The organism is Amycolatopsis sp. NPDC051128, assembly GCF_040682715.1.
In the GTDB taxonomy this organism is placed as follows: Bacteria; Actinomycetota; Actinomycetes; order Mycobacteriales; family Pseudonocardiaceae; genus Amycolatopsis.
This window is the reverse complement of sequence record NZ_JBFBBN010000037.1, coordinates 81,133-102,492: the sequence shown is the minus strand read 5'-3', so window position 1 is coordinate 102,492 and position 21,360 is coordinate 81,133. Positions and strand designations below refer to the sequence as shown.

Annotated in this window: 15 protein-coding genes; 4 read left to right on the top strand and 11 right to left on the bottom strand. The window is 69.2% G+C overall.

Translation table 11 applies throughout. From position 1 onward, the window contains the following. The first annotated feature begins 668 nt into the window (after positions 1 to 668). On the top strand, positions 669 to 1,364 hold the full coding sequence (locus tag AB0M82_RS31255) for a response regulator transcription factor (RefSeq protein ID WP_364729491.1): 696 nt from the start codon (positions 669 to 671) through the stop codon (positions 1,362 to 1,364). Between the two features lie 17 nt (positions 1,365 to 1,381). Here the strand turns inward: AB0M82_RS31255 and AB0M82_RS31250 are convergent, their stop codons facing one another. From AB0M82_RS31250 to AB0M82_RS31235, 4 genes are all read right to left on the bottom strand, one after another. Beyond that, the gene (locus AB0M82_RS31250; RefSeq protein ID WP_364729488.1) at positions 1,382 to 2,341 is read right to left on the bottom strand and encodes a Rieske 2Fe-2S domain-containing protein; all 960 of its coding nucleotides are present in this window, start codon (positions 2,339 to 2,341) and stop codon (positions 1,382 to 1,384) included. Positions 2,342 to 2,453: 112 nt separating this feature from the next. Next, on the bottom strand, positions 2,454 to 3,662 hold the full coding sequence (locus AB0M82_RS31245; protein ID WP_364729485.1) for a hypothetical protein: 1,209 nt from the start codon (positions 3,660 to 3,662) through the stop codon (positions 2,454 to 2,456). Between the two features lie 250 nt (positions 3,663 to 3,912). Then, complete coding sequence (locus AB0M82_RS31240) at positions 3,913 to 5,364, bottom strand: HAMP domain-containing sensor histidine kinase (RefSeq protein ID WP_364729482.1); 1,452 nt, start codon at positions 5,362 to 5,364, stop codon at positions 3,913 to 3,915. Continuing rightward, the gene (locus AB0M82_RS31235) at positions 5,361 to 6,044 is read right to left on the bottom strand and encodes a response regulator transcription factor (protein ID WP_364729479.1); all 684 of its coding nucleotides are present in this window, start codon (positions 6,042 to 6,044) and stop codon (positions 5,361 to 5,363) included. Before AB0M82_RS31235 ends, AB0M82_RS31240 begins: the two co-directional genes overlap by 4 nt. 335 nt (positions 6,045 to 6,379) lie before the next feature. Here AB0M82_RS31235 and AB0M82_RS31230 point away from each other — a divergent pair, with 335 nt between their 5' ends. Beyond that, positions 6,380 to 7,855, top strand: a complete 1,476-nt coding sequence (locus tag AB0M82_RS31230) for a family 43 glycosylhydrolase (RefSeq protein ID WP_364729476.1) — start codon at positions 6,380 to 6,382, stop codon at positions 7,853 to 7,855. Between the two features lie 367 nt (positions 7,856 to 8,222). Here AB0M82_RS31230 and AB0M82_RS31225 read toward each other — a convergent pair whose 3' ends face one another. From AB0M82_RS31225 to AB0M82_RS31210, 4 genes are all read right to left on the bottom strand, one after another. Then, on the bottom strand, positions 8,223 to 11,960 hold the full coding sequence (locus AB0M82_RS31225; RefSeq protein ID WP_364729473.1) for a glycoside hydrolase family 2 TIM barrel-domain containing protein: 3,738 nt from the start codon (positions 11,958 to 11,960) through the stop codon (positions 8,223 to 8,225). Between the two features lie 435 nt (positions 11,961 to 12,395). After that, positions 12,396 to 12,713: a hypothetical protein gene (locus AB0M82_RS31220; RefSeq protein ID WP_364729506.1), complete on the bottom strand. Its 318-nt coding sequence runs from the start codon at positions 12,711 to 12,713 to the stop codon at positions 12,396 to 12,398. Between the two features lie 39 nt (positions 12,714 to 12,752). After that, positions 12,753 to 14,135, bottom strand: a complete 1,383-nt coding sequence (locus tag AB0M82_RS31215; RefSeq protein WP_364729470.1) for a hypothetical protein — start codon at positions 14,133 to 14,135, stop codon at positions 12,753 to 12,755. A gap of 48 nt (positions 14,136 to 14,183) precedes the next feature. Then, positions 14,184 to 15,107 carry a WYL domain-containing protein gene (locus AB0M82_RS31210; RefSeq protein ID WP_364729467.1) on the bottom strand — a complete coding sequence of 308 codons (924 nt, stop codon included), beginning with the start codon at positions 15,105 to 15,107 and terminating at the stop codon, positions 14,184 to 14,186. 62 nt (positions 15,108 to 15,169) lie between these two features. On the opposite strand from AB0M82_RS31210, the gene AB0M82_RS31205 reads away from it, so the two are divergent. After that, positions 15,170 to 16,036 carry an NAD(P)H-binding protein gene (locus AB0M82_RS31205; RefSeq protein ID WP_364729464.1) on the top strand — a complete coding sequence of 289 codons (867 nt, stop codon included), beginning with the start codon at positions 15,170 to 15,172 and terminating at the stop codon, positions 16,034 to 16,036. Between the two features lie 426 nt (positions 16,037 to 16,462). Here AB0M82_RS31205 and AB0M82_RS31200 read toward each other — a convergent pair whose 3' ends face one another. Continuing rightward, positions 16,463 to 16,762, bottom strand: a complete 300-nt coding sequence (locus tag AB0M82_RS31200) for a hypothetical protein (RefSeq protein WP_364729461.1) — start codon at positions 16,760 to 16,762, stop codon at positions 16,463 to 16,465. A 591-nt stretch (positions 16,763 to 17,353) separates the two neighbouring features. On the opposite strand from AB0M82_RS31200, the gene AB0M82_RS31195 reads away from it, so the two are divergent. Further along, a complete protein-coding gene (locus AB0M82_RS31195) occupies positions 17,354 to 18,277 on the top strand; it encodes a Vps62-related protein (protein ID WP_364729500.1) in 924 nt (307 codons plus the stop codon). A gap of 57 nt (positions 18,278 to 18,334) precedes the next feature. Here the strand turns inward: AB0M82_RS31195 and AB0M82_RS31190 are convergent, their stop codons facing one another. Both AB0M82_RS31190 and AB0M82_RS31185 read right to left on the bottom strand, forming a co-directional pair. Further along, complete coding sequence (locus tag AB0M82_RS31190) at positions 18,335 to 20,110, bottom strand: hypothetical protein (protein WP_364729458.1); 1,776 nt, start codon at positions 20,108 to 20,110, stop codon at positions 18,335 to 18,337. Then, complete coding sequence (locus AB0M82_RS31185) at positions 20,107 to 21,099, bottom strand: hypothetical protein (protein ID WP_364729455.1); 993 nt, start codon at positions 21,097 to 21,099, stop codon at positions 20,107 to 20,109. The genes AB0M82_RS31190 and AB0M82_RS31185 overlap by 4 nt, the downstream gene beginning before the upstream one ends. Between the last annotated feature and the right edge of the window lie 261 nt (positions 21,100 to 21,360).

Genomic DNA, 21,360 nt, shown 5'->3' with positions numbered 1-21,360 from the left:
TTGATCGGTGATCCGGCCGAGCGGCGACACAGCGTGCTCGGCGAGTTGCTGCGGTCCAAGACTCGCGATGCAGGAGCTGCTGGGCCTGCTCACGCCGTACGTCGGCCGCCTTTGCGGTCCCATCGCGCTCGACGACGGCGCCGACGCCACCCTCTCGCGAGACCTGCCCGATTGGCCCGGTTTCAGGAGCTCGCCCACAGCCGTGAATGGCACATTGAGGGACATAGAGTCCCTCAATGTGCCATTCACGGCTGTTCCGTTGACCGCAGGCGCGGTAGAGGAATCCTTAACTACCTGGCCTTGCTTGTTAGCTCCATACTGACCAAGTCGTCCGGCGACCCTATGTCGCTACGTGGATCGCGGCTCGGCCGGCTGGAGCTCGGCGTGCAACTGGCTGCCTTCCGCATCGTGCAGGAGGCTTGACCAATGCCCTCGAGCACGCCGGCCCGCGCACCACCGTCGGCCTGAGCCTGGCGGCCGACCGGCCTGAGCGCCGTTTTAACGGTCGTTTCAGGTTCGCTCGGTATGAAGTAGGCGTCGCCGGGCGACGCGGGTCTCGGCCTTGCCTGCAGGGCCGAACGCGCCGCGCTCCACGGCGGCACGGTCATCGCCGGCCCCGCATCGGACGGCGGCTGGACCGTCTACTCGACCCTGAAAGGCAGCCATTCATGATCTCTGTGCTCGTGGTGGACACCCAGCCGCTGCAGCGCTTCGGGTTTCGCATGCTGCTGGAGAGCACCCCCGACACCGAGATCGTCGGCGAGGCCGAGAACAGCGCCGAGGCCGTTCGGTGGACCACCGAGCTGCGTCCCGACGTGGTGCTGATGGGCATCCGCATGCCGGGCGCCGACGGGATCGAGGCCACCCGGCGCATCGTCGCCGCCGGTGGGCGTTCGCGGATCCTGGTGCTGACGACGTTCGACGTGGACCGGTACGCGCTCGCCGCGCTGCGGGCCGGGGCGAGCGGTTTCCTGCTGAAGGACACCCGCCCGGAGGAGCTGCTCGCCGGCATCCGGGCCGTCGCCGCCGGGGACGCGGTGATCGCGCCGGCGCTGACTCGGCGGCTGCTCGACGCGTTCGCCGACCGGCTCGGCGATGACCTCGGCGGACCCGCGCGGGAGGATCCCCGGCTGGCCTCCCTGACCGGCCGCGAGCGCGAGATCCTCGTCGCCATCGGCCACGGCCTCACCAACGGCGAGATCGCGCACCGGTTCACGCTGTCGGAGTCGACGGTGAAGTCCCACGTCGGGCGGGTCCTCGCCAAGATCGGCGCACGGAACCGGGTCCAGGCCGTCATCCTCGCCTACGACCTGAGACTCGCGCGGCCGGTTGATCGATCCTTTGTGGACGAACTAGTCGGGTAAACCACGATTGGGCCCGGTTATGCGGTGGTGACCTGCCCGTCGACCACTCGCACTGGCACGCTGTTCAGGGGTTTTGTCGCCGGCCCGCCGGTGACTTGGCCGTTGCCGTCGAAAGTGGAGCCGTGACATGGGCAGCGGAAGCCGGAGCCGGCGGGCGTGATGGGGCAGCCCTGGTGTGTGCAGGTGGCAAGGAATGCCATGAAGGTGTCGGCCGAGGGGCGCACCAGATATGCGGCGGAACCGTTCGGTGCGGTGAAGCTTGTCGACGAACCGACGGCGACGGCAGAGACCGCGGCGATCACCTTCTGGGAGTTCGTTCCTGGGTCTGTCGGCCGGCTTGGTTTCGGGTTGGTGGTGGTGCGACGGGTAAGGGCGATGACGCCGCCGCCGAAGGCAGCGGCCGTCGCGGTGATCAGGCCGCCCCAGAGCAGAATGCGTCGCTCGACGTCGTCTGGGGCGTGGTTCGGCGGGCGACGACGGCGTATCGCGGCGCGCAGGTGGGCCGTCGTGGAGAACAGGCCTGCGTCGCCCGCGATCAGCAGCGGGGTCCAGGCGGCCGCGAAGACGATGTCGGCGCCGAAGTAGTACGGGCGGGTCGTCCAGCTCACGGTGAGGAAGAAGCTCAGCGCAAGGAGAAACCCGCCGAGTGCGGCGACGCGGGTGAACAGCCCGAGCAGAGTACCCAGCCCGACAGCGACCTCGCCCAAGGCGATGACCAGGCCGATGACGGTCGGATGTTCGGCCGCGAACGACACCAGCGGGCCGATCGGGGAGGTCGTCGCGGCGAGCAGCATCTGAGCGTGGACGCCGAGGGGTGAGGTGTGGTCCAGGTAGTGGGTGTCGAGGATTTTGGAGAGGCCCGCGTAGAGGAATGTGCCGCCGAGGAAGACGCGTAGCGGCAGGAGTGCCCAGATCGGTGTCCGCAGTGGCGCATCGGCCCGTGGCGTTGTATCGCCGAGAGAAGGCTTGAGGGACAAGAGAAGTCCCCTTTCATTTCGCAGGTATGGCGAGTTCAGTGCGGACGTGTGTGAGCCCAGAGCTGTTTTCGGCCTGTTGACCTCAGTGAACTCACACACGTTCGACGCTTCGTCAGGACTTGCGGGGGGAGACCGTCATGATGCCCGCGCACATCTCATCGCTGGTGCCGTCCCCCCACACCACGTAGCGCGGCGGCAGCTTGCTCAGCTGTGGCAACCGTTTGCGCAGCCCGGCGTCGTGCGTACACGTCACCCGCAGCGTGTCCCCCGGACCGATCTCCACCGGCGACGGCAGCTTAACCAGCCGCTGGTTGTCGAAGTCGAACTGCGGCACGTCCAGCACGACCTTGGCGTTCGGTGTGCCGGGGTTGAGTTCGACCTTGATGGCCCGCCCGAGCAGGTGCATGTGACCGAAACCGGCGAACAGCGTCATCGGCGCCTCCACCTTTTGGTCGCAGGTCTGGGTGTTACCGGGCTTCGGCACGCCGCCCGGGTTGCATTCCTCCACCTGACGGTCCGCCGACTCGCCGACATCCGGTCCGAACCGCTTCGTCACGTCCGCGATCGAGGCCGCCCGGTCACAGAGCGGACCCGACTCGCCGGCGGGGCAGGGCAGGTCGGTCGGCGCGTCGAGCGGAAACGTGTCGAGTTCCCGGGTCTGCGGCGTGCCGTCCGTCAGCCGCAGCCGCAACGCCGTGCGGTCCGACCCGCCCGGCTTGCCGTCGGTCGCGAGCAGGTTGTAGTGCATCTGGAGGATGACCAGGCTGCCTGGCTCCAGCTTGAAGCCGACGTCCTGGGTGAACAGCGTCTCCGTGGCGCCCGGCGCCCAGGTGTCCGCCCACGTCGCCTCCCCCTCTTCCACTTCGGCGCCCTTCACGCCGGTCCCGCCGAAACACTGCCAGCCGGGGCCGGGGATCTTCGCGTCCTGCTCGCGCACCGCGGCAGCGCCGCCCGGCGGCACCGTGTACACGATGGCGTGGTGCGCGAGGGCGACATTCTCCGGCATGACCTGAGTCCCGGTCAGGAACGCCGTCTTGGTCAGGCCCGGATCGATCACCTGGCACCGGTACTCGTCCGTGCCGCCGCCCTCCGGCGGCGCGGGCGTGTAGGCCTCGGCCATCTTCAGGTCGACGAACCGCTCGCCGGCGCGCAGCGGCTGCGGTGGAGCCGATGCCCCGCCCGCGTGCGCGCTGTGCGAGCCGGCCGCGGGGGGCGCCGCACTGGTGCCGGCGCCCGACCCGCAGGCGGCGAGAGCGAACGCCGTCGCCAGCGCCATGGCGGCCGCCCCGAGTCTCCACAGTGGACTATCAGGTTTCGTCATAGCCCCAACGCTAGACCCGATTCCGTCCCGTTTCATCGTACTGCGGTCGTCACTTTCTTTGGTACCGCGGTACTTCTCCAATAGAAGCTGCGGCCAAGATTTCACTACACGTCGCGCGGCGTGTACGTGCACGAGCTCGGGGTGAGCAGGATGTCCACAGTGGAGTGCGTTTGCCCGCCGCGGCAGGACAGCATCCGGCGGGTGAGCGGTCCTGCGAAGTGCCGCCCGGTCGGTTGACAGGCCGGCGGGGTCAACGCACCGCGGTGTCCTCCCCGGCGGCGAGCCGCGCGATCGGGGCGAGCGGGGCCGCAGCCGGAAGGACGACCCGAAGCAGCGCGCCACCGCGTGCGGACCGGGCGACGGTGACCCGGCCGCCGTGGGCGTCCACGACCCGCTGCACGATCGACAGTCCCAGACCGGATCCCGGCAACGCCCGGGCACTGTCGGCACGGTAGAACCGATCGAACACCCGCGGCACGTCGGCGGCGTCGATGCCCGGCCCGGCGTCGTCGACCTCGAGCACCGCCGACGCGCCCTCGGCACGGAGCCGGACCTGGACCGGCTGGTCCGCGGGAGACCACTTGCCGGCATTGTCGATGAGGTTGAGCACCGCCCGTTGGAGGCCGGCGGGACGCCCGCTCACCCACACGGAGGTCACGTCGAGCGCGACCTCGACGTCGGGCACACGGGAACGCGCCCGGGTCGCGGCGGCCACCACCACGTCGGCGAGGTCGAGCACCTCGGTGCTCTCGTCGCTGACGTCACCGCGCGCCAGGTCGGTCAGCTCGGCGGCAAGGGTGCTCAACTCGGCCACCTGGGCGCCGAGATCGTTCAGCAGCCGGGTCCGGCTCTCCGGCGGCAGTGCGCTGTCCAGCGTGCCGCGCCGATCGAGCCGGATCAGCAGCTCGGCGTTGAGGCGCAGGCTGGTGAGCGGGGTCTTGAGCTCGTGGGCGGCGTCCTCGGCGAGCAGCCGTTGGGCTCGACGGGATTCCCGGAGCGCGGCGAGCATGTCGTTGATCGACTGGATCAGCCGCCGGATCTCCCCGCCGCCCTCGTCCGGGATGTCGGCGTCGAGATCCCGGGTGTGCGCGACCCGGACCGCGACGGCGCTCAGCCGGTCGATCGGTGCCAGCCCGGTCCGCGCCACGGCCCGCCCGACAAGGGCACCGCCGGCCACGCAGAACAGCCCGATCAGCAGCATGCCCCACCCGAACCGGTTGTTCGTGCTGCCATCGGCGACGCGGGCCGCCTGGACCGCGCCGTCGCCCGCCCGCAGCGTGTAGACGAGGTAGCCGTCGTCGTCGCTGTCGTTCGATTCCATCAGGTCGGCCGACGCGCCCTGCGCCACGCGCCCGGCGTGCTCGCTGACCGGGGGCAGCGCGGGTTGGCCGGCCGGTGTCCGGATCGAGCCGTCGGGCAGGATGACCCGCACCAGCCGACCGGATCCGGGATACGGCGGTAGCTGGACCTGCGCCAGACCAGCGCGCTCCGCGTCCGTCGCCAGGACGCGGGAATCGGCGCGTAGCTGATTCTCGGCGGTGTCCTGCAGCTCCCGGTCCAGTAGCTCAACGGCCACTTGGAAGGCCACGAACACGCTGACCGCGATGGCCGTCGCCGCGATCACCGTCAGCCTGGTCCGCAGCGACCGCCGGCGCCACCACCGGGTCAGCCGGCGCGGTTCCCGGCCGGCGGCCCTGCTCACGGAGGAGTCTCCCGCAACGTGTACCCCAAGCCGCGCAGCGTATAGATCAATCGCGGCTCACCCTCGGCCTCCATCTTGCGGCGCAGGTAGCTCACGTACACCTGGAGGTTGTTGGCGGTGGTGCTCATGTCGAAGCCCCAGATCGCCTCGAACAGCGCGTCGCGGGTCAAGACCCGGGTCGCGTTGCGGACGAGGACCTGCAGCAGGGAGAACTCGGTCCGGGTCAGGCGCAGCGGCCGCCCGCCCCGCCACGCCTCGAACCTGTCGGGATCGACCCGGACGTCGGCGAACGACAGGATCTGCGACTCGTCGTCGCCCGGCCCGCGGCGGCGCAGCAGGGCCCGCACCCGGGCCAGCAACTCCTCAGTGGCGAACGGCTTGGGCAGATAGTCGTCGGCGCCCGCGTCCAGCCCCGCGACCCGGTCGGAGACCTGATCCCGGGCGGTCAGCATCAGCACCGGCAGCTCCCGGCCCGCCGCCCGCAACCGCCGACAGGTCTCCAACCCGCCGAGGCGGGGCATCATCACGTCGAGAATCAGCAGATCCGGCGCGTCGCCACCGACCCCGTCGAGCACGGCGAGACCATTGGCGACGGTGCTGGTGTCGTAACCCTCAACCTGGAGCACCCGCTCCAGCGACTCACGGATGGCCGCCTCGTCATCCGCGATCATGATCCGCACGCCGGCCCGCCCCTTCCCGTCGATGCTTTGCCGCTCACTCTCTCCGACCAACCTGAAGCCAGGATTAGAACGTCGCCGCTTTCGTCGAGAGGAGCAGCACTCCGTGCATGCCCCGATACTCACAGTCGCGGGTTGACGGTCGCGATGTTAGCGTTCACACTGCCGTGACGTCATTGAGGCGAGGTGATCGATCCCGTCGGGGGTCGCCCTCACGTGCAGGTCGATGCCGTTCGAGTTGGCCAACGAAGGTGAACAGGACAGTGATGACAGGTAGGTCTATCCGGCGGCTTGCGTTGCCGGCCGTGATGGCAGTGGCAGCGACGGTGGGATTTGTCGTGCAGCAGTCGCAGGCGAACGCGGTGCCCGCGCCCACCGCGTCCGTGCCTACTGTGTACGCGGGCACGCTCATCCAGCAGCGCGCCGACTCACAGATCATGAAACACACCGACGGGTACTACTACTTCACCGGCACGGTGCCGGAATACGATCGGATCGTGCTGCGTCGGGCGAAGACCCTGACCGGTCTCGCGTCCGCACCCGAGACGGTGATCTGGCGGCACCACGCAACCGGTGAGATGGCCAACCACATCTGGGCGCCGGAACTGCACTTCATCAACGGCAAGTGGTACGTGTACTTCGCGGCCGGACGCTCTTCGGATTCCTGGGACATCCGGATGTACGTCCTGGAGGGTGCCGGCGCCAACCCGCTCACCACGACCTGGACCGAGAAGGGCGCTATCCACACCGGGATCGCCGACGAGAAGTTCGCCCTGGACGCCTCGACGTTCGTCGACGAGTACGACGCGAAGAAGACCCGCTACCTGATCTGGACGCAGCGGCCGCCGGCGGAGGTCGCCAACCCGACCAACACGAGCATCTACATCGCGAAGATGGGCGCGCATCCGTGGGAGATCACCGGCACTCCGGTGCTGATTTCCGCTCCCACCTACGACTGGGAGATCCAGCGGTACCGCGTGAACGAGGGGCCGACGGTGTTGCAACGCAACGGCCGGACCTTCCTCACTTACTCGGCCAGCGCCACCGACACGCGCTACTGCCTCGGCATGCTGACCGCCGGGAAGGGAGCTGACCTGCTCGATCCGAAGTCCTGGGCAAAAAGCCCGGACCCGGTCTTCAAGTCCGACGCCGCCACCGGCCAGTACGGTCCCGGGCACAACTCGTTCGTGGTTGCCGAGGACGGCAAGACAGACATTCTCGTGTACCACGACCGGGACTACTCCTTCAAGGACGAGGACCGAAGCGCCCTCGACGACGTGAACCGGCGCACCCGCATCCAACCGTTTACCTGGAACGCCGACGGCACCCCGAACTTCGGCGTACCGGTGGCTGATCCGGCGCCGGTCAAGCTGCGGATGCACGCCTCGCCGGAGTTGTCCGTGCGGCACTACGAGTACCGGGCCCGGCTCGACACCGCTGTCAGCCCGGCGGAGGACGGCCAGTTCCGGCTTGTGCCCGGATTGGCGGAAGGTGGGACGGTATCGCTGGAATCCGCCAACTTCCCGCACTACTACCTGCGTGACGACAACGGGGAGGCGTGGGTCCGCGACGCCACGTCGCACGAGGACTTCGTCACCGGGGCGAGCTTCTTCCTGCGGCGGGGACTGTCCGGCAGCGGCGTCTCGTTCGAGGCGATCGGCTACCCGGCGGGCCGGTACCTGCACCGCGGACCCGACAACCTGCTCTACTTCGACAAGGTCACTTCGGCGACGGACAAGGCGCAGGCCACCTTCGACTTCGACCCGGCACCGGCCGCCCTGCCTGCCGGCAACCCGGCTCCCCGGTTGCCCTGATCGGCGTGTCGGGATCTCGGCGGCCGGGATCGCGCGGGTGAGGTTCACCGGATCTCCTCGCGGAGGAACGTGTCGACCGCCGCCGGGACCTTTCGCGTGGGTGGAGATCCTCCAGTTCAGCCCGGTGCCGCGCGCCGACTTCATGCGGCCGGTGCTCGACACGAGTGTCGACGACCTCGACGCGCCGCTGGAGTTCTCGGTAAGGGGGCCGGCGACGGCCGTGACCGCAGTGCTGTCGGGCATGCGCGCGCTGGGGCGCGGGACTGTCCTGTTCGTGTGTTCGGAACAGGTGGTGGGTCAACGGGGACCGACCTGGCGCAGGTACCTCGGTACCCGCGCCAGGTTGGTCCGCACCCGGACTACCGGCTCACACGCGCTGGAGGGTGAAGCGCTGGTTGGCACCGCCGCCCGCGGTCCACTGCGAGATGCGGGCGCCGTCGGCGGTCGACGCGTTGTACACGTCCATCGCCAGGCCGCTCTGGCGGTTGACCAGGCTCACCGTGCCGCCGCCCTGGTCCACCACGCGCCACTGCTGGCTCGCGGCGTTGGAATCGGGTTGCTGGCTGATGTCGGCGCCGGTGCTCGAACTCGCGACCTGCAACACCAGGCCGCTGTGCCGCGCCCGAATCCGGTAGTAGCCGCTACCCGAGTCGACGAAGTCGAACTGCTGGTTGAGCCCGCTGGACACCGACCACTGGATCAGCAGCGCGCCGGCCGCGGTGGACGTGCCGTTGATGTCCGCGGCCTTGCCGCTGTGCTGGGCCACCAGCCGGTAGTACACGCCGGTCTGCGGACCGCTGCCGCCGCCCGCCGTCTCCATCGGTCGCCGGGACAGCGCCAGGGCCTGGCCGACATCCGGCAGGGGCCGCAGCCGGTAGGTGTAGGAGTAGTCCCGGTTGGCGAACAGCTTGTACTGGTCCAGAGTCTGCGCGCCCCAGCTGTCGTTGCCGCCGACACCCATCTGGCGGTGGTTGAGCCGCAGCACGACCTCCGGCCGCCGCGTCAACTGGTAGTCGTGCCGGACACCGGTCGACAGGTCCTCCGGGGTGAAGTGCGACGCGTTCACCTCCAGCAGCGGTTCGCCGAACGCGAGCAGGCCACGGCCGCTGCCGTTGACCAGCGCTACCCACCGCACGTCGGTCTTGTTGCCGTTCTCCTGCGGCCGGATGTAACCGGTCCACTGCCCCGAGACGGTCGAGGAGTACACGCCGACGTCGGACCCGCTGTTGCGGTCCCAGTGGTTCTCCTCCGGCCCTCGGCCGTAGTAGCGCACCTGCTCCAGGTCCGCGGGCAGGAACAGGATCGTGCCCACCTCCGGGATGTACGGCAGGCTGGTCGCCCCGGGGTGCAGGGTGTTGTCCACCTTGATCTCCCCGTTGCCGTACACCGTGTACGTCGTGGTGTACGTCGAAGTGGTGCTGGTCGGCAGGGTGCCGGTGACCGCGATCCGGACGGCGCGGTCCGACGGCTTGCTGACGGAGAACCCGGTCACGGTCCGGTCCAGGCCGGCACGCCGCCAGGTGCCGTTGCGGCTGGGCAGGCCGTTGCCCCGGTCGTTGTCCGTGGGCGCGCGCCAGAAGTTCGGCACCGGGCCGGAGTTGACCAGCCGCACGCCCATCGCGTCGAACGAGCTGATCGTGCCGGTCGCCTTGGCGAAGACGACGGTGAAGTCCGTGCCCGCGACGGTGACGCGGTCACTGGCCTCGGTGACCGTCAACGCCGGCACGTCCGCCACCGGCGTCGGCACGACGGGCGGGCTGGAGAAGTTCACCGGGAGTTGTTGCCGCGCCACCTCGTACCCCGCGTCGGCCCAGGCCGTGGTGGTCGTCAGGGTGAACGACAGTTCGAGGAAGTACTCCTCCCCCGGCGCCGGGGCGGTCGGCCGCTGCACGGGCAGCTGCACGGTCTTGCTCGTCAACGGCGCGATGTCGAGCTGCGCGGCGGTGAGCGCTCCACTTTGGACGGCTGTGCCGTCGGCGACCAGCGCCCACCGGCCGGTGAACTGGTTGACGTTGGTGAACAGGTGCTCGTTGGTGATCTTGACGACCCCGCTGGTGACGTCCGCGCCCGCCGAGACGGTGATCGCCTGGTAGACCCGCTTGACCTCGGCCGCCTTGCCGGCCGGCCGCCGGTCCGTGGTGACGATGCCGTTGGCACAGAAGTTGCCGTCGTTGGGGTTGTCGCCCCAGTCGCCGCCGTACGCGAGGTAGGTCCCGCTGCCGCCCGACGGGATCGGCCGGCGCAGGCCCTGGTCGACGAAGTCCCAGATGTACCCGCCTTGCAGGACCGGATAGCGCCGGACGATGTCCCAGTACTCCTTGAAGTTGCCGTTGGAGTTGCCCATCGAGTGCGAGTACTCGATCATCACGTACGGGCGGGTGTCGGAGGTGTCCCTGGCGCGGCCCTCGACCGTGGACGGGCTCTCGTACATCCGGGACCGGATGTCGCTGACCTCGCGCCGGTTGTCGCCCTCGTACTGGACGATCCGGGTCGGGTCGGCCGAGCGGATCGCGTTGCGCATCGACACGAAGTTGCTGCCGCCGCCCGCCTCGTTGCCGAGCGACCAGATGACGACCGACGGGTGGTTCTTGTCGCGGTGCACCATTTGGACGGCCCGGTCCACGACGGCCGCGGTCCAGGCGGAGTTGGAGTCGGGGTAGTTGTCCCGCACGCCGTGGGTCTCCAGGTTGGCCTCGTCCATGACGTAGATGCCGTACTCGTCGGCGAGGTCGTACCACACCGCGTTGTTCGGGTAGTGCGAGGTCCGGACAGCGTTGATGTTGAGCCGCTTCATCAGCTTGATGTCGGCGACCATGTCGTCGCGGGTCAACGCCTGCCCGCGGTCGGGGTTCGTCTCGTGCCGGTTGGTGCCGCGCAACGACACGGGCTGACCGTTGATCCGCATCAGGCCGCCCGAGAGCGTGAACTCGCGGAAGCCGACCCGTGCCGACGCGGTCTGGGTGACCGCGCCGGACGGGTCGCGCAGTTGCAGCACGGCGGTGTAGAGGTTCGGGTGCTCGGCCGACCAGAGCTTCGGGCCCTGGACGGCCTGGGAACCCTGCGCCGTCGCGTCCTGCCCGACCGGCACCGCGCCCACGTTCACCGGTACCCGCAGAGGCGACGGCCAGACGGCCTGCCGGTTGGCGTCGTAGAGCTGGACCTCCACCGAGTACGTCCCCGACTGCTGCGCGCCGCGGTTGCGCATCGCGACCTTCACCGCCAGGTCGGCGTTGGTGTAGTTGTCCCGCAACGGGGTGGTGAGCGTGAAGTCGCGCAGGTGCACCGCGGGCACCGAGTACAGGAAGACCGGCCGGAAGATCCCGGACAGCCGGATCATGTCCTGGTCCTCCATCCAGTCCCCGTCCGGGAACCGGTAGACCTCGACCGCGACCAGGTTGGAGCCGGCCCGGACGTAGTCGGTGACGTCGAACTCGGCCGGCGTGTACGAGCCCTCGCGGTACCCGACCTTCGTTCCGTTGACCCACAGGTAGAACCCGGACTTGACGCCCTCGAAGTGCAGGTGGACCCGCCGCCCCTGCCAGGCGGCCGGGAGGTCGAACCGCCGGCGGTACTGGCCGACCGGGTTGAACCGCGTCGGCGCGAACGGCGGCTGGGCGTTCTCGTTCTGCCCGTTGGCGCCCCACCAGGGGTAGGTGTAGTTGACGTAGATCGGGAAGTCGTAGCCGTGCTGCTGCCAGTTGGCGGGCACCGGGATGGTCGGCCAGGCGGTGTCGTCGACGTCGGTGCGGTGGAAGTTCAGGTCACGGTCGGCGGGCTTGGCGACGTGCTTGAACCGCCACGTCCCGGTGAGGTCGAGCCGGTACGGCGACGTGGTTCGGTCGGCGTCCAGCGCCTGCTGGAGGTCGGCGTACGGCATGGAGGTGGCGTGCGGCGGCTCCGAGTTGACCTCGAAGATCCCGATGTTGTTGTTCCACTCGGGGTAACCGTTGGGCGGGTCCACCCACGCCGCCGCGGCTTCGGGTGCCGCGCCGGGCGTGCCCGACGCGATCCCGCCCGGCAGGGCCACGGCCCCCAGAGCGGCGAGCCCCCCGCCGAGAACCGTGCGCCGGCGGATGGATCGTCCTTGGTCCTGCGGGTCGATCATCATCGTCTCCCGTGAGTGCGTGAAACTGTGATGGCGGCGTTAAGTCTGCAGCTTCCGCTGCCGGTTCAGTCCGGGCTGTACTTCGACATCGCCCAACGCGGGCACCACCAGCGACACCGGGATCGTCGGTGCGGGGTGGGTGCGAGGTGGCCGACCGCGCGACATCCGGCTGGGGCGCGGGCTCTTCAACGGTCGGGAACCGAGGCCGCACACCGGATCGCCTCCCTCGTCGCAGGCCACGGCTGAGGCCCGCGCGGGACCACCCCAGTGCCAGCAGTGTGGCACAGTCGCGGTTGAGCCAGCCAGACTGGATCGCACTTATTTTCACGGACGCAAACGCATCTGCCGAATGAGTCCGACTCATTCGACGGGAGCGATCGCCAAGACTTGTGGATGAGAAATCTTTGATCCGGCTGCGGCAATGATGGTGGTGGATTACTGGGCTGCTCGTTCGACGAGGTGGCCGCGTTCGAATTGGGCGCCGGCGCGAACGAGTGCGACAAGGTGGGGTGCGTTGACGGCGCGCCAGCGGGCTTGCGCGGCCTCGATGAGCTTGAACGCCATAGCCAGACCGGCGACCGTGAAACTTTCGTCCGCTCCCCGAAACCGAGCCTGGCGTGGCTCGCCGACGTGGCAACGTCGAACGCCACCACAGGCCACGGCCGCCGCGATGACCGCGTCGCGCTCAAACGTCACCGCCGGCGCCGTGACGGTGATATCCGCGCACAGCGCGGGCTCCACGGGCGCGTTCATCTCCAGCGCCGAGAAAGCGCGGTCCTCGAGGTCCGGCTGTCAGGCCGCGTACAGCGCACCGACCGCGGCCAGCACGGACGTCGAATACGCCGGGTCGTAGATGTGCTGCCCGACGTTCACGACCCCGTTCCCGCGGCTGAACGTCCACCCACCCACGGCTTCGAAATCGGCATTGGCCACGTGGCAGCCGGTCAGCGAAACGTCGTCGAAGCGGGCCACCACTTCGTAGTCGGCCACCGCCTTCGCCTCGTACAGCCGCAGCGTCAAGGTTGCCGAACCTCCGGTCAGCCGCGAGGTCAGGTCGATCGGCGCCGAGGTGTACCAGTCCGTGTCCTCGGTGGCGACATCGCGCTGCCAAACCTGTGTTCCGCCGACCTGGGCCTGCTTGAAGTGGTACCCGGCCGGGCTGGTGGCGGCCCGGTCGTCGCTGTGCCACAGCACCATCCGGCACGAGCTCGAGCCTTCGTCCAGCCGGATGGTCGTGCTCGCCGCGGCGAAGTCGCCCGCCTTGGTAGCCGTCTTGGCTTGCACCGTGAAGACGAGGCCGCCGTTGCCGGTGTGCGCGAACGATTCGTCGGACTTCTGCGGACGGCCGGGGGTGAGCGGCAGCGCGTACTGGATGACGCCGGCGATCTTGCCCGCGGCGGTGTACTGCATGCCGACGGCGGTGACCGCGCGCACGTAAGCGACGTCCGGAGTGACCGTGGTGGCCGACAGGGTCGATGCGTAGACCATCAGGATCAGCTTGCGGTTCTTCGCGGCCAGCCGGGTGATGAGGGTGTCCAGCTGAGCGCTCACCCCGCCGGTCCACAACGTGTTGCGCTGCGGGTCGTCCCGGAACGGCATGATCAGGCTGTCGATGACCCCGCCGTAATTGTCCACAAAGGAGGTTGTGATGGCGTCCGAGTAGACCACCGGGTAGAACTCCAGGCCCGGTTGCACCGCGCGGCCGGCGTCGCGGATCTGCCTGGTGTAGGTCGCCGTGAAGAACGACAGGTTGTGGTTGAAGTCGTCGATCGCCCACGCCTTGAGCACCGGGTAGCGCTGGGACAGCGCACCGATGGCCTTCGCCCAGGCGGTGTAGTCCTTCTTGTAGGGCAGGTATTCCGCGCAGCTCGTCCCGCCGGGACACTCGGACGGCGGCACGAGGTAGGTCCAGACGGTCAGCCCGGCCGTCTGCGCCTCGGGCAGGAACGTCTCGAGCTCGTGCCAGTCGGTCTCGTTCTGGACGAGGAAGGCGTAGGTGTTGGCGTTCATCGTCCGCAGCCGGTCGATCGTGGCGGCGGCGTCGACGTGGCCGTCGCTCCGCACCGGGTTCGCGTAGCTCGCGCGCACCCCCGGTGCGGGCGCGGCGTCCGCCGTCGCCGGGAGCAGCACCGCGCACAGGGCGGCGATCAGAGTGAACAAGCCCGTTCTCAACATGCGGCGGATGATCCGGCGGAGGCGTACAGAGGACGTACAACCCGCCGCTCAGCCGAGCCGCCGCCGGAGGGTGGCGAGTGCGGCGTCGAGCTCGGGCGAGGACTGTTCGAGCTCGAAGTCCGCGTCCAGCATCAGCAGGTTGAGCGCGAGCGCGGCCGGTGACTCGCCCGTCGCGTGCACGCGGCAGCGCTCGTCGTCCACCAGTTCGACGGGCACGGTCGACGGCAGCCTGGCCGTGATCCGCGCGGCCGGCGCGTCGACCAGGACGACGGCGCGGTGGCGGGCGAAGACGGAGTCGATGCCGTGGACCACGTCGGCCGCGGAAGGCGCCTCGCGCGGGACGAACCTCGCCCCTTCCGGGCGCTTCACCGTCATCCGGTCGAGCCGGAACTGCCGCCAGCCGTCGCGGGCCGGGTCGAAGGCGACGAGGTACCACCGCCGCCCCACCTGGACGACGCGGTGCGGCTCCACCTCGCGACGGGACTCCGTGTCGTCCCGCGTCCGGTAGCCGAACCGGACCCGGCGGTGGTCACGACAGGCGCCGGCGAGAAAGATCAGCAGGTCGGGGTCGACACCGCCCGGGGCTCGTGCGGCCTCCGTGTACTGACGCATGGCCGCGATCCGTCCCCGCAGCCGCCGCGGCAGGACCTGTTCGAGCTTCACCAGTGCGGTGCCCGCGGCTTCGCCCAGCTCGGCGCTGCCGGTGGCCGTCCGCAACGCGATGACGATGGCCACGGCCTCGTCGTCGTCGAGCTGCAGCGGCGGCATCGACGTTCCGGCACTCAGCCGGTAGCCGCCGGCGACCCCGGGAATCGCCTCGACGGGATAGCCGAGGTCACGCAGCTTCTGGATGTCGTAGCGCACGGTCCGGGCGCTGACTTCGAGCCGCTCGACCAGTTCGGCGCCGGTCCACGACGGGCGGGTCTGCAGCAGGGTCAGCAACGCCAGCAGGCGGGAAGTCGGATTCGGCATGTCTCCACAATGCGCTGGATCGAGGCAAGGATCTTGCCGCAATACCTTGCACGATAGGTCTCATGAACGCCAACACCGCGAAGTCCAAGACCGTCCTCGTCACCGGCGCCACCGGCACCGTCGGCCGCCACCTGGTCGGCGAACTGCTCGCCGGCGGGCACCACGTGCGAGCGCTGACCCGCTCCCCCGAAGCGGCCGACCTGCCCGCGGAGGTGGAGCTGGTCGCCGGCGACCTGGCCGCGGCGCCACCGGAGGGCCTGTTCGACGGCGTCGACAGCGTGTTCGTCTTCCCGGCCGCGGAGGTGGCCGGCTTCGTCAAGGCGGCCGCGGCCGCGGGAGTGGCGCACCTGGTGCTGCTCTCCTCGCTCGCCGCCGCCCTCGAACACGAGCGCGACCACGGGTCGGCCAGCCAGCTGCACCACGCCGCGATCGAGGACGCCGTCCGCGACAGCGGGGCAGACTGGACGATCCTGCGGCCCGGCACCTTCGCCGGCAACCTGCTGCCCTGGGCTCAGCCGATCCGCTACACCGGCGGCGTCCGCGGGCCATACCCGACGTCCGCGCAGGCGCCGATCCACGAGGCCGACATCGCCGCCGTCGCCGCGGTGGCGCTGACCGAGCCGGGGCACGCCGGCGAGCACTACGCCATGACCGGCCCGCAGGCGCTGACCCGGATCGAGCAGCTCGCCGCGATCGGCGCGGCCATCGGCCGGGAGCTGCACTTCACCGAGACCACGCCGGACGAGTTCCGCACCGAAATGCGCTCCTACGGCGTCGGCGACGACATCATCTCGATGCTCCTCGCCTACTGGTCGGACACGGTCGAAACGCCCGACGTGGTCCGGCCGACCGTGCAGCAGCTGACCGGCCGGCCCGCACGCACGCTCGCGGAATGGGCACGGGACCACACAGCCGACTTCGCCGGATAAGCCCCGGCGGCAACGGCTCGGCGTTGCCGGGGCACCCGAAGCCGGGTGCCCCGGTTCGGGGCCTCGAGCTATGGCGATCGTGGAGCGTGCCCCCACGCCTATTACGCCAACCCGGCAAGCCAGATCTGGATCGATGAGCTCGCCCGACGCCTACGGGACGCACACCCGGCGGCCGATGCCGACTACCTGGCTTACGCGGTGGTCACCGCCATGCGCGCAGACGTCGTCGACGACCTCCGTGCCGAGCAACACATGAGCACCGACCGAATCCGTGCCGGCCTGCACACTCTCGTCACCAACGCGCTGGCACAGCAAAGCCAGGCGCTGTCCGCTCGATCTATGCGAAACCAGGTTGTCATCGGTTCCCGTGTGACAACGTGCCGGCCGAACCGGGGTTCGGATCCGCCCTGCTCGGCTCTGGCCCGCCTAACCGCGCGGCGATCGCTCTCGCCGTCGCCACAGACCCGCCGCCCCAACCGCCAGCAACGCCACACCCAGCACGCCCAGCACCACGATCATCGTCACCGTGCCACCAGTCAGCTGCGGCGGGTCGCACGTGAGCTGACCTACGTGCTCGTACGCGCACCAGGACAGTCCACCCCGGGACGAAGACACAACCTCCGGCGCCGGGCCCAGCGCCCGCTCAGCCGACCACCACACCAGGCCAGCCACCGCCACCAGCACCACGCCCGACAGCACGAGCGACACCCACAGCCACCCGCGCACGCACTCACCTCCGAACCACACCGACCCCACCACGCAGTCTACCGGCCACGCAGCGTGACCGTACGACCTCGCGAGCCGCCGAGCACGAATGGCATCCCCAATTCCGCCTGAGAGTGGCAATCGAGTAAAGAAACAGTAGTGCAAAGATGACCGTTAGGACAATATAGAAACGGGGTTGTGCCAGATAATTGACATGACTACGAGAGCAATGAGCAGAATCGTCGAAAAGCTGGCGAAAGCTATGCTTACAGACTTGCCGACCTCTCCAAACGTCAAATAGCCTGACCACCCTGTCCGTCAAACAGGTCAATCCCAGGTCCTATCGGGTGAATGCGTGAGGGAAGCCAACCTCGCCGCCAGGAATCGGGTGTAGTGATGCGTGACAGGCCCGCGCCGTTCGGGCTCTGTTCGATCAATCCGAGAGGTAATGCGCATGGTGCCGGTTTTGAGCGTCGAGCAGGAAGACAGAACGGACCGCTGCAGAACAGTCGGCGCGGCCGTCGCCATGTTCACCGCGGCCGGGTTGGTTCTCGCAGGCACCGTCGCTCCGGCAGCCAATGTCCAGAGCCTTCCTGAGGGAGTGTGTTCGTGATGCAACGGAAATCCCTACTGGCAACCTTGGTGGCGGCGCTGGGGCCGGCGCTGCTCGGAGTGGTACCTGCCCCTGCCGTAGCGGCTGGCTCGTTCGGACCGAATGCCCCGCTGTATCTGGCCTACGCCCCGGTCATCTACCTCACCAAGGGCGAGACGAAACGACCGACGAACGTCGCCGCCTTCCTCCAGCACTCGGCGTTGGGCTGGTCCCACCACAACTGTCCCGACCACCAACTCGCCAGACTCGGCACGGTGAACGCAACCAGCCTCGGCAACGGCAGTTACCAGCACCGGGACACCAACGCGGTGTGCGCACACACCGGCCCGGTGTACCGCAGCAACCAGAACGTGCGACCACACGAGTCGTTCGATGGTTCGGAGGGCATGTACCTCGACCTCGACAACGGGCAGCGCGGCATCGGCAGCGTGCGGGCCGAGATCTACTACGACTACCTCAAGGGCAACCACATCACCTACTGGTTCTTCTACGCCTACAACGACGGGCCATCGGTGCAGAACCACGAGGGCGATTGGGAACGTATCTCGATCAAGCTGAGTCCCTCCAACCAACCGCTGACCGTGGCGTACTTCCGGCACGGTGGCTCGTGCGTACTCAGCTACCCGTCCGTCCAGAAGGTCGGGACGCACCCGGTCGGCTACTCTGCGCTAGGCACGCACGCGACCTATCCGCGAGCGGGGACCTATCCCACCCAGTACGGCTTCTCCGACAACGCCACCGGTGGCGGTGAGATCTGGTCGACCTACACGCGATCGATCTATGACGTCAAGACGATGCCCTGGTATGGCTACGGCGGCGCCTGGGGCGAGGTCGGCAAGTTCAGCGACACGACCGGCCCACGCGGCCCCAGTGCGTTCAAGAGCCCCACTCCGTCGAGTTGGACTTCGCCCGCCTGCTACTGAGCCAGCGTGTGTCAGGGGACATGCCCGGCCGGCCCGCCGAACGCACGGCCCGAAGTTCTACATCTTTCCCTTCTTTCCGGTCGGCTTCTTCGTGACCGGGGTCTCCTTGGCCGCCGGAGCTTTGTTGACACCGCGTCGGACGTCGGCGCGGTCGAGCTGTTCCTGCTTGCGCACCGACAGCTGCCGTGTGGTGGGAACTTTGCCGTTCTTCGTCTTTTTGGCGGCCGGCTTGGTCACGCCACGGTGCACGTCCGCGCGATCGACCTGCTCCTGCTTACGCACCGACAGCTGCCGCGCGGTCGGCACCTTCACCTTCTTCCCCGCAGGCCGCACCACACTCCGAGCCACGTCCGCGCGATCGATCTGCTCCTGCTTACGGAGGGCGTCCTTGCGCGAGTAGACCGGCTTCCGGATCGAGCCGCGCTGGGCTTGCTGGCGGTCGATTTGCTCCTGCTTGTGGATCGCAAGCTCCCTCGGGGTGAGGGGCTTCTTGATCGGGCCGCCGCGGGCGTTGTCCTCGCGGTCGATCTGCTCCTGCTTGGCGATGGCGCGTTCGCGCGGAGTCGGCACCTTCACCGGGAACGCCCTGGCGATGTGCTCCTCCCACTCCGTGCGGATCGGGTTGACCGCTTCGACGTAGTTGCCCTTGCCGTCCGGCACGATCTGGGGCCGGTAGGTGTCGCGCAGTGCCTGGAGGAACGTCGCGCGCTTGTGCGGGTCGGGAAGTACGTGCTGCAGGATGCTGTCCTTGAGCCACCGTAGGTCCTTTTCCGTCGGCGCCTCCTGCAAGGTTCTGGCCAAGCTGTAGGCCGTCGGCAGGTACGGGTTGGCGCGGAGTTCCCTGTAGGAGTACGGCGGCACCACCCCTTCCAGCGCGCCGATGCCCGCGCGCAGCTGGTCGGCCCCCCGGTACGCCTTCTCCAGCGCGAAGTTCGACGGCGGCACGCGGACCTTCACCGGCTGTTTCGCGGTGGTCTTGGCGGTGGTCTTCGCGGTGGCCGGGTCCGTGGCGCCCGTCGGGTTCTTCGGCGGCTGCTTGGGGTCGGTCCGCTTGGCCGGTGTGCCGCCGCCCTCGTCGTCGCCGCCGCGCTGCTCGCGGTTGCGGTCCTCGAGCACCGTCTTCAGGTCTTTGCGGGCCTGCTCGAGGCGCTCGTTGACCTTCTTCTTCGTCTCCTTCTTGAGCTTGCCGTCGACCTGCTGCTCGAGCCCCCAGATCGTCCGCTCGAGGTTCCTGATGTGTGCGTCCCGGTTGTACGGCCGGACCTGGTGCTCGGCCTTCTTGACGAGCTTGTTCAGCTCCTTGCGGCTCTTCGTCGCCTTCGCCAGCTTCACGCCGGCCGCCTTACGCTTCTTGTCGGTCGTCGCCGTGCGCACCTGCTCCTGCAGGCCGGCGATCTGTTCGTCCAATTTGGACATGCGGCCCCGAAGGCCCTCGACCGTCTGCTTGAACCGGCGGTGGATCTCGAACGCGTCGGTGATGAGGCTCGGGAGGTCACTCTGCGAGATGCTCAGGTCGCCGCGACCCACGTCGGTGAAGAGCCGGCTGGCCGCAACCTGCTGGAGCACCTTCTTCTTGTAGTTCGGGTCGGCGGGGTCCAGCGGAGCGGCCAGGTCGAGAATCTTCTCCAGGATCTTGGCCTTCGCCTTCGCCAGCCGGCCCTGGTCGCCGTCACTTCCCGGAGATGAGGCGTGGGCGACCTGCTGGACCCCCTGCCCGGCAGCGAATTCGACGGTGTCCGACAGCCCGGACGCCAGCACCGTGGCGGCCAGCAGCCCGGTGACGGCGAGCGTGCCCGTTCCGATGACCCGCTGGGGCCTGATCAACGGGTTCATCCGGCGACCTCCGCCGCCTCGACGAGGGTCACGACCTCGCGCGGCTCCTCCTCGGCGTGCGCTTCGGCCGTGACGGTGTCCCGCACGAGACGGCCCTGCTTCGCCTCCGCGTGCCCGGACACGGACGCCTTGACCGGCTTCTCCTTCTTCGGCTTGACGGGCTCCGGCGCGGCCTCGACGACGGTGACTTCGCCCGCACTCACCTCCGCGACCGACGGGCCGCTGATCTCCGGTTCGGGTGCGGCGAAGGGGGCCGGCTGGGCGGCGGGGACGGACCGGGCGTCGACGAGCGCCGTGTTCGAGCTGGCGTCGGCGGCGACGAGCGGAGTGGCCGGAGCGGGCTCGGCGGCCGCGTCTGACGCGGCCGGAGCGGGCTCGGCTTCCGCCATCCGGAGGGCGACCGGCTCACCGTCCGCACCCCCAGACGGCGCGGCCGGCGCGCTGTCCGTGCCCAGGACGTCCGGCGCCGGCTCCGTGACCGCTCGCAGGGCGGCCGGGACCGCGTCGGCCGCGGCCTGCGCTACGGCCGGGACGGCGTCCGTGACGGCGCCAACGTCGAGCGGCTGCGCGGATGCCGTCAGCGGCGAAGGCGGCAGGGGCAGCGCGAGCGGCTCCGGGATGAACTCGATCGGCCAGGGGTTCGAGCCGCCACGGGTCGAGGCGGGCACCACCGGCACCGAGGCGGGTGCGGGTGGCGCCGGAGTGGGGAGCACCGGCGAACCGGGCGGCGGGACCGGCTCGTCGTCCGTGTCTTCGGCGGGGGGAAGGTAACCCTCTTCGGCGAGGTACTCGGCGACCAGGTTCCGGAGTGCTTCCGGCAGCTCGCCCGAAGCGAGCTGGGTGGTCTGCGGGGGCGGCTGGTCGTTGCTCCCGGTGATCAGCGTCGCGGCGAGCGCGCCCATCGTGATCCCGCCGGCGAACCCGGCCCAGGCGAGCGGTCCCGGGGTGCGGCGGCGTCGGCGGACGGGGCGGAACTGGCGTCTCGGCATCGGCATCGTCCTCTTCGGTGTCGTGAGCGAACGTCGGTGAACGCAACCGAACAAAGCCGTCCGTCCCCAGCTCGGACAAGGTTTCCGGACAGTTCCGGACGCTCCCGGACACCCCTGAGATCGGCGGGCCCGCTAGCCGCGCAGTTCGTCGCGGCGATGCGCACCCTGCGTGCCCGCACCGATCTGAGTTACCGGGTGATCGAACGCCGCGCCGCGAAGGCGGGCACGTCGCTGCCGAGTTCGACGGTCAGCGGAGCGCTG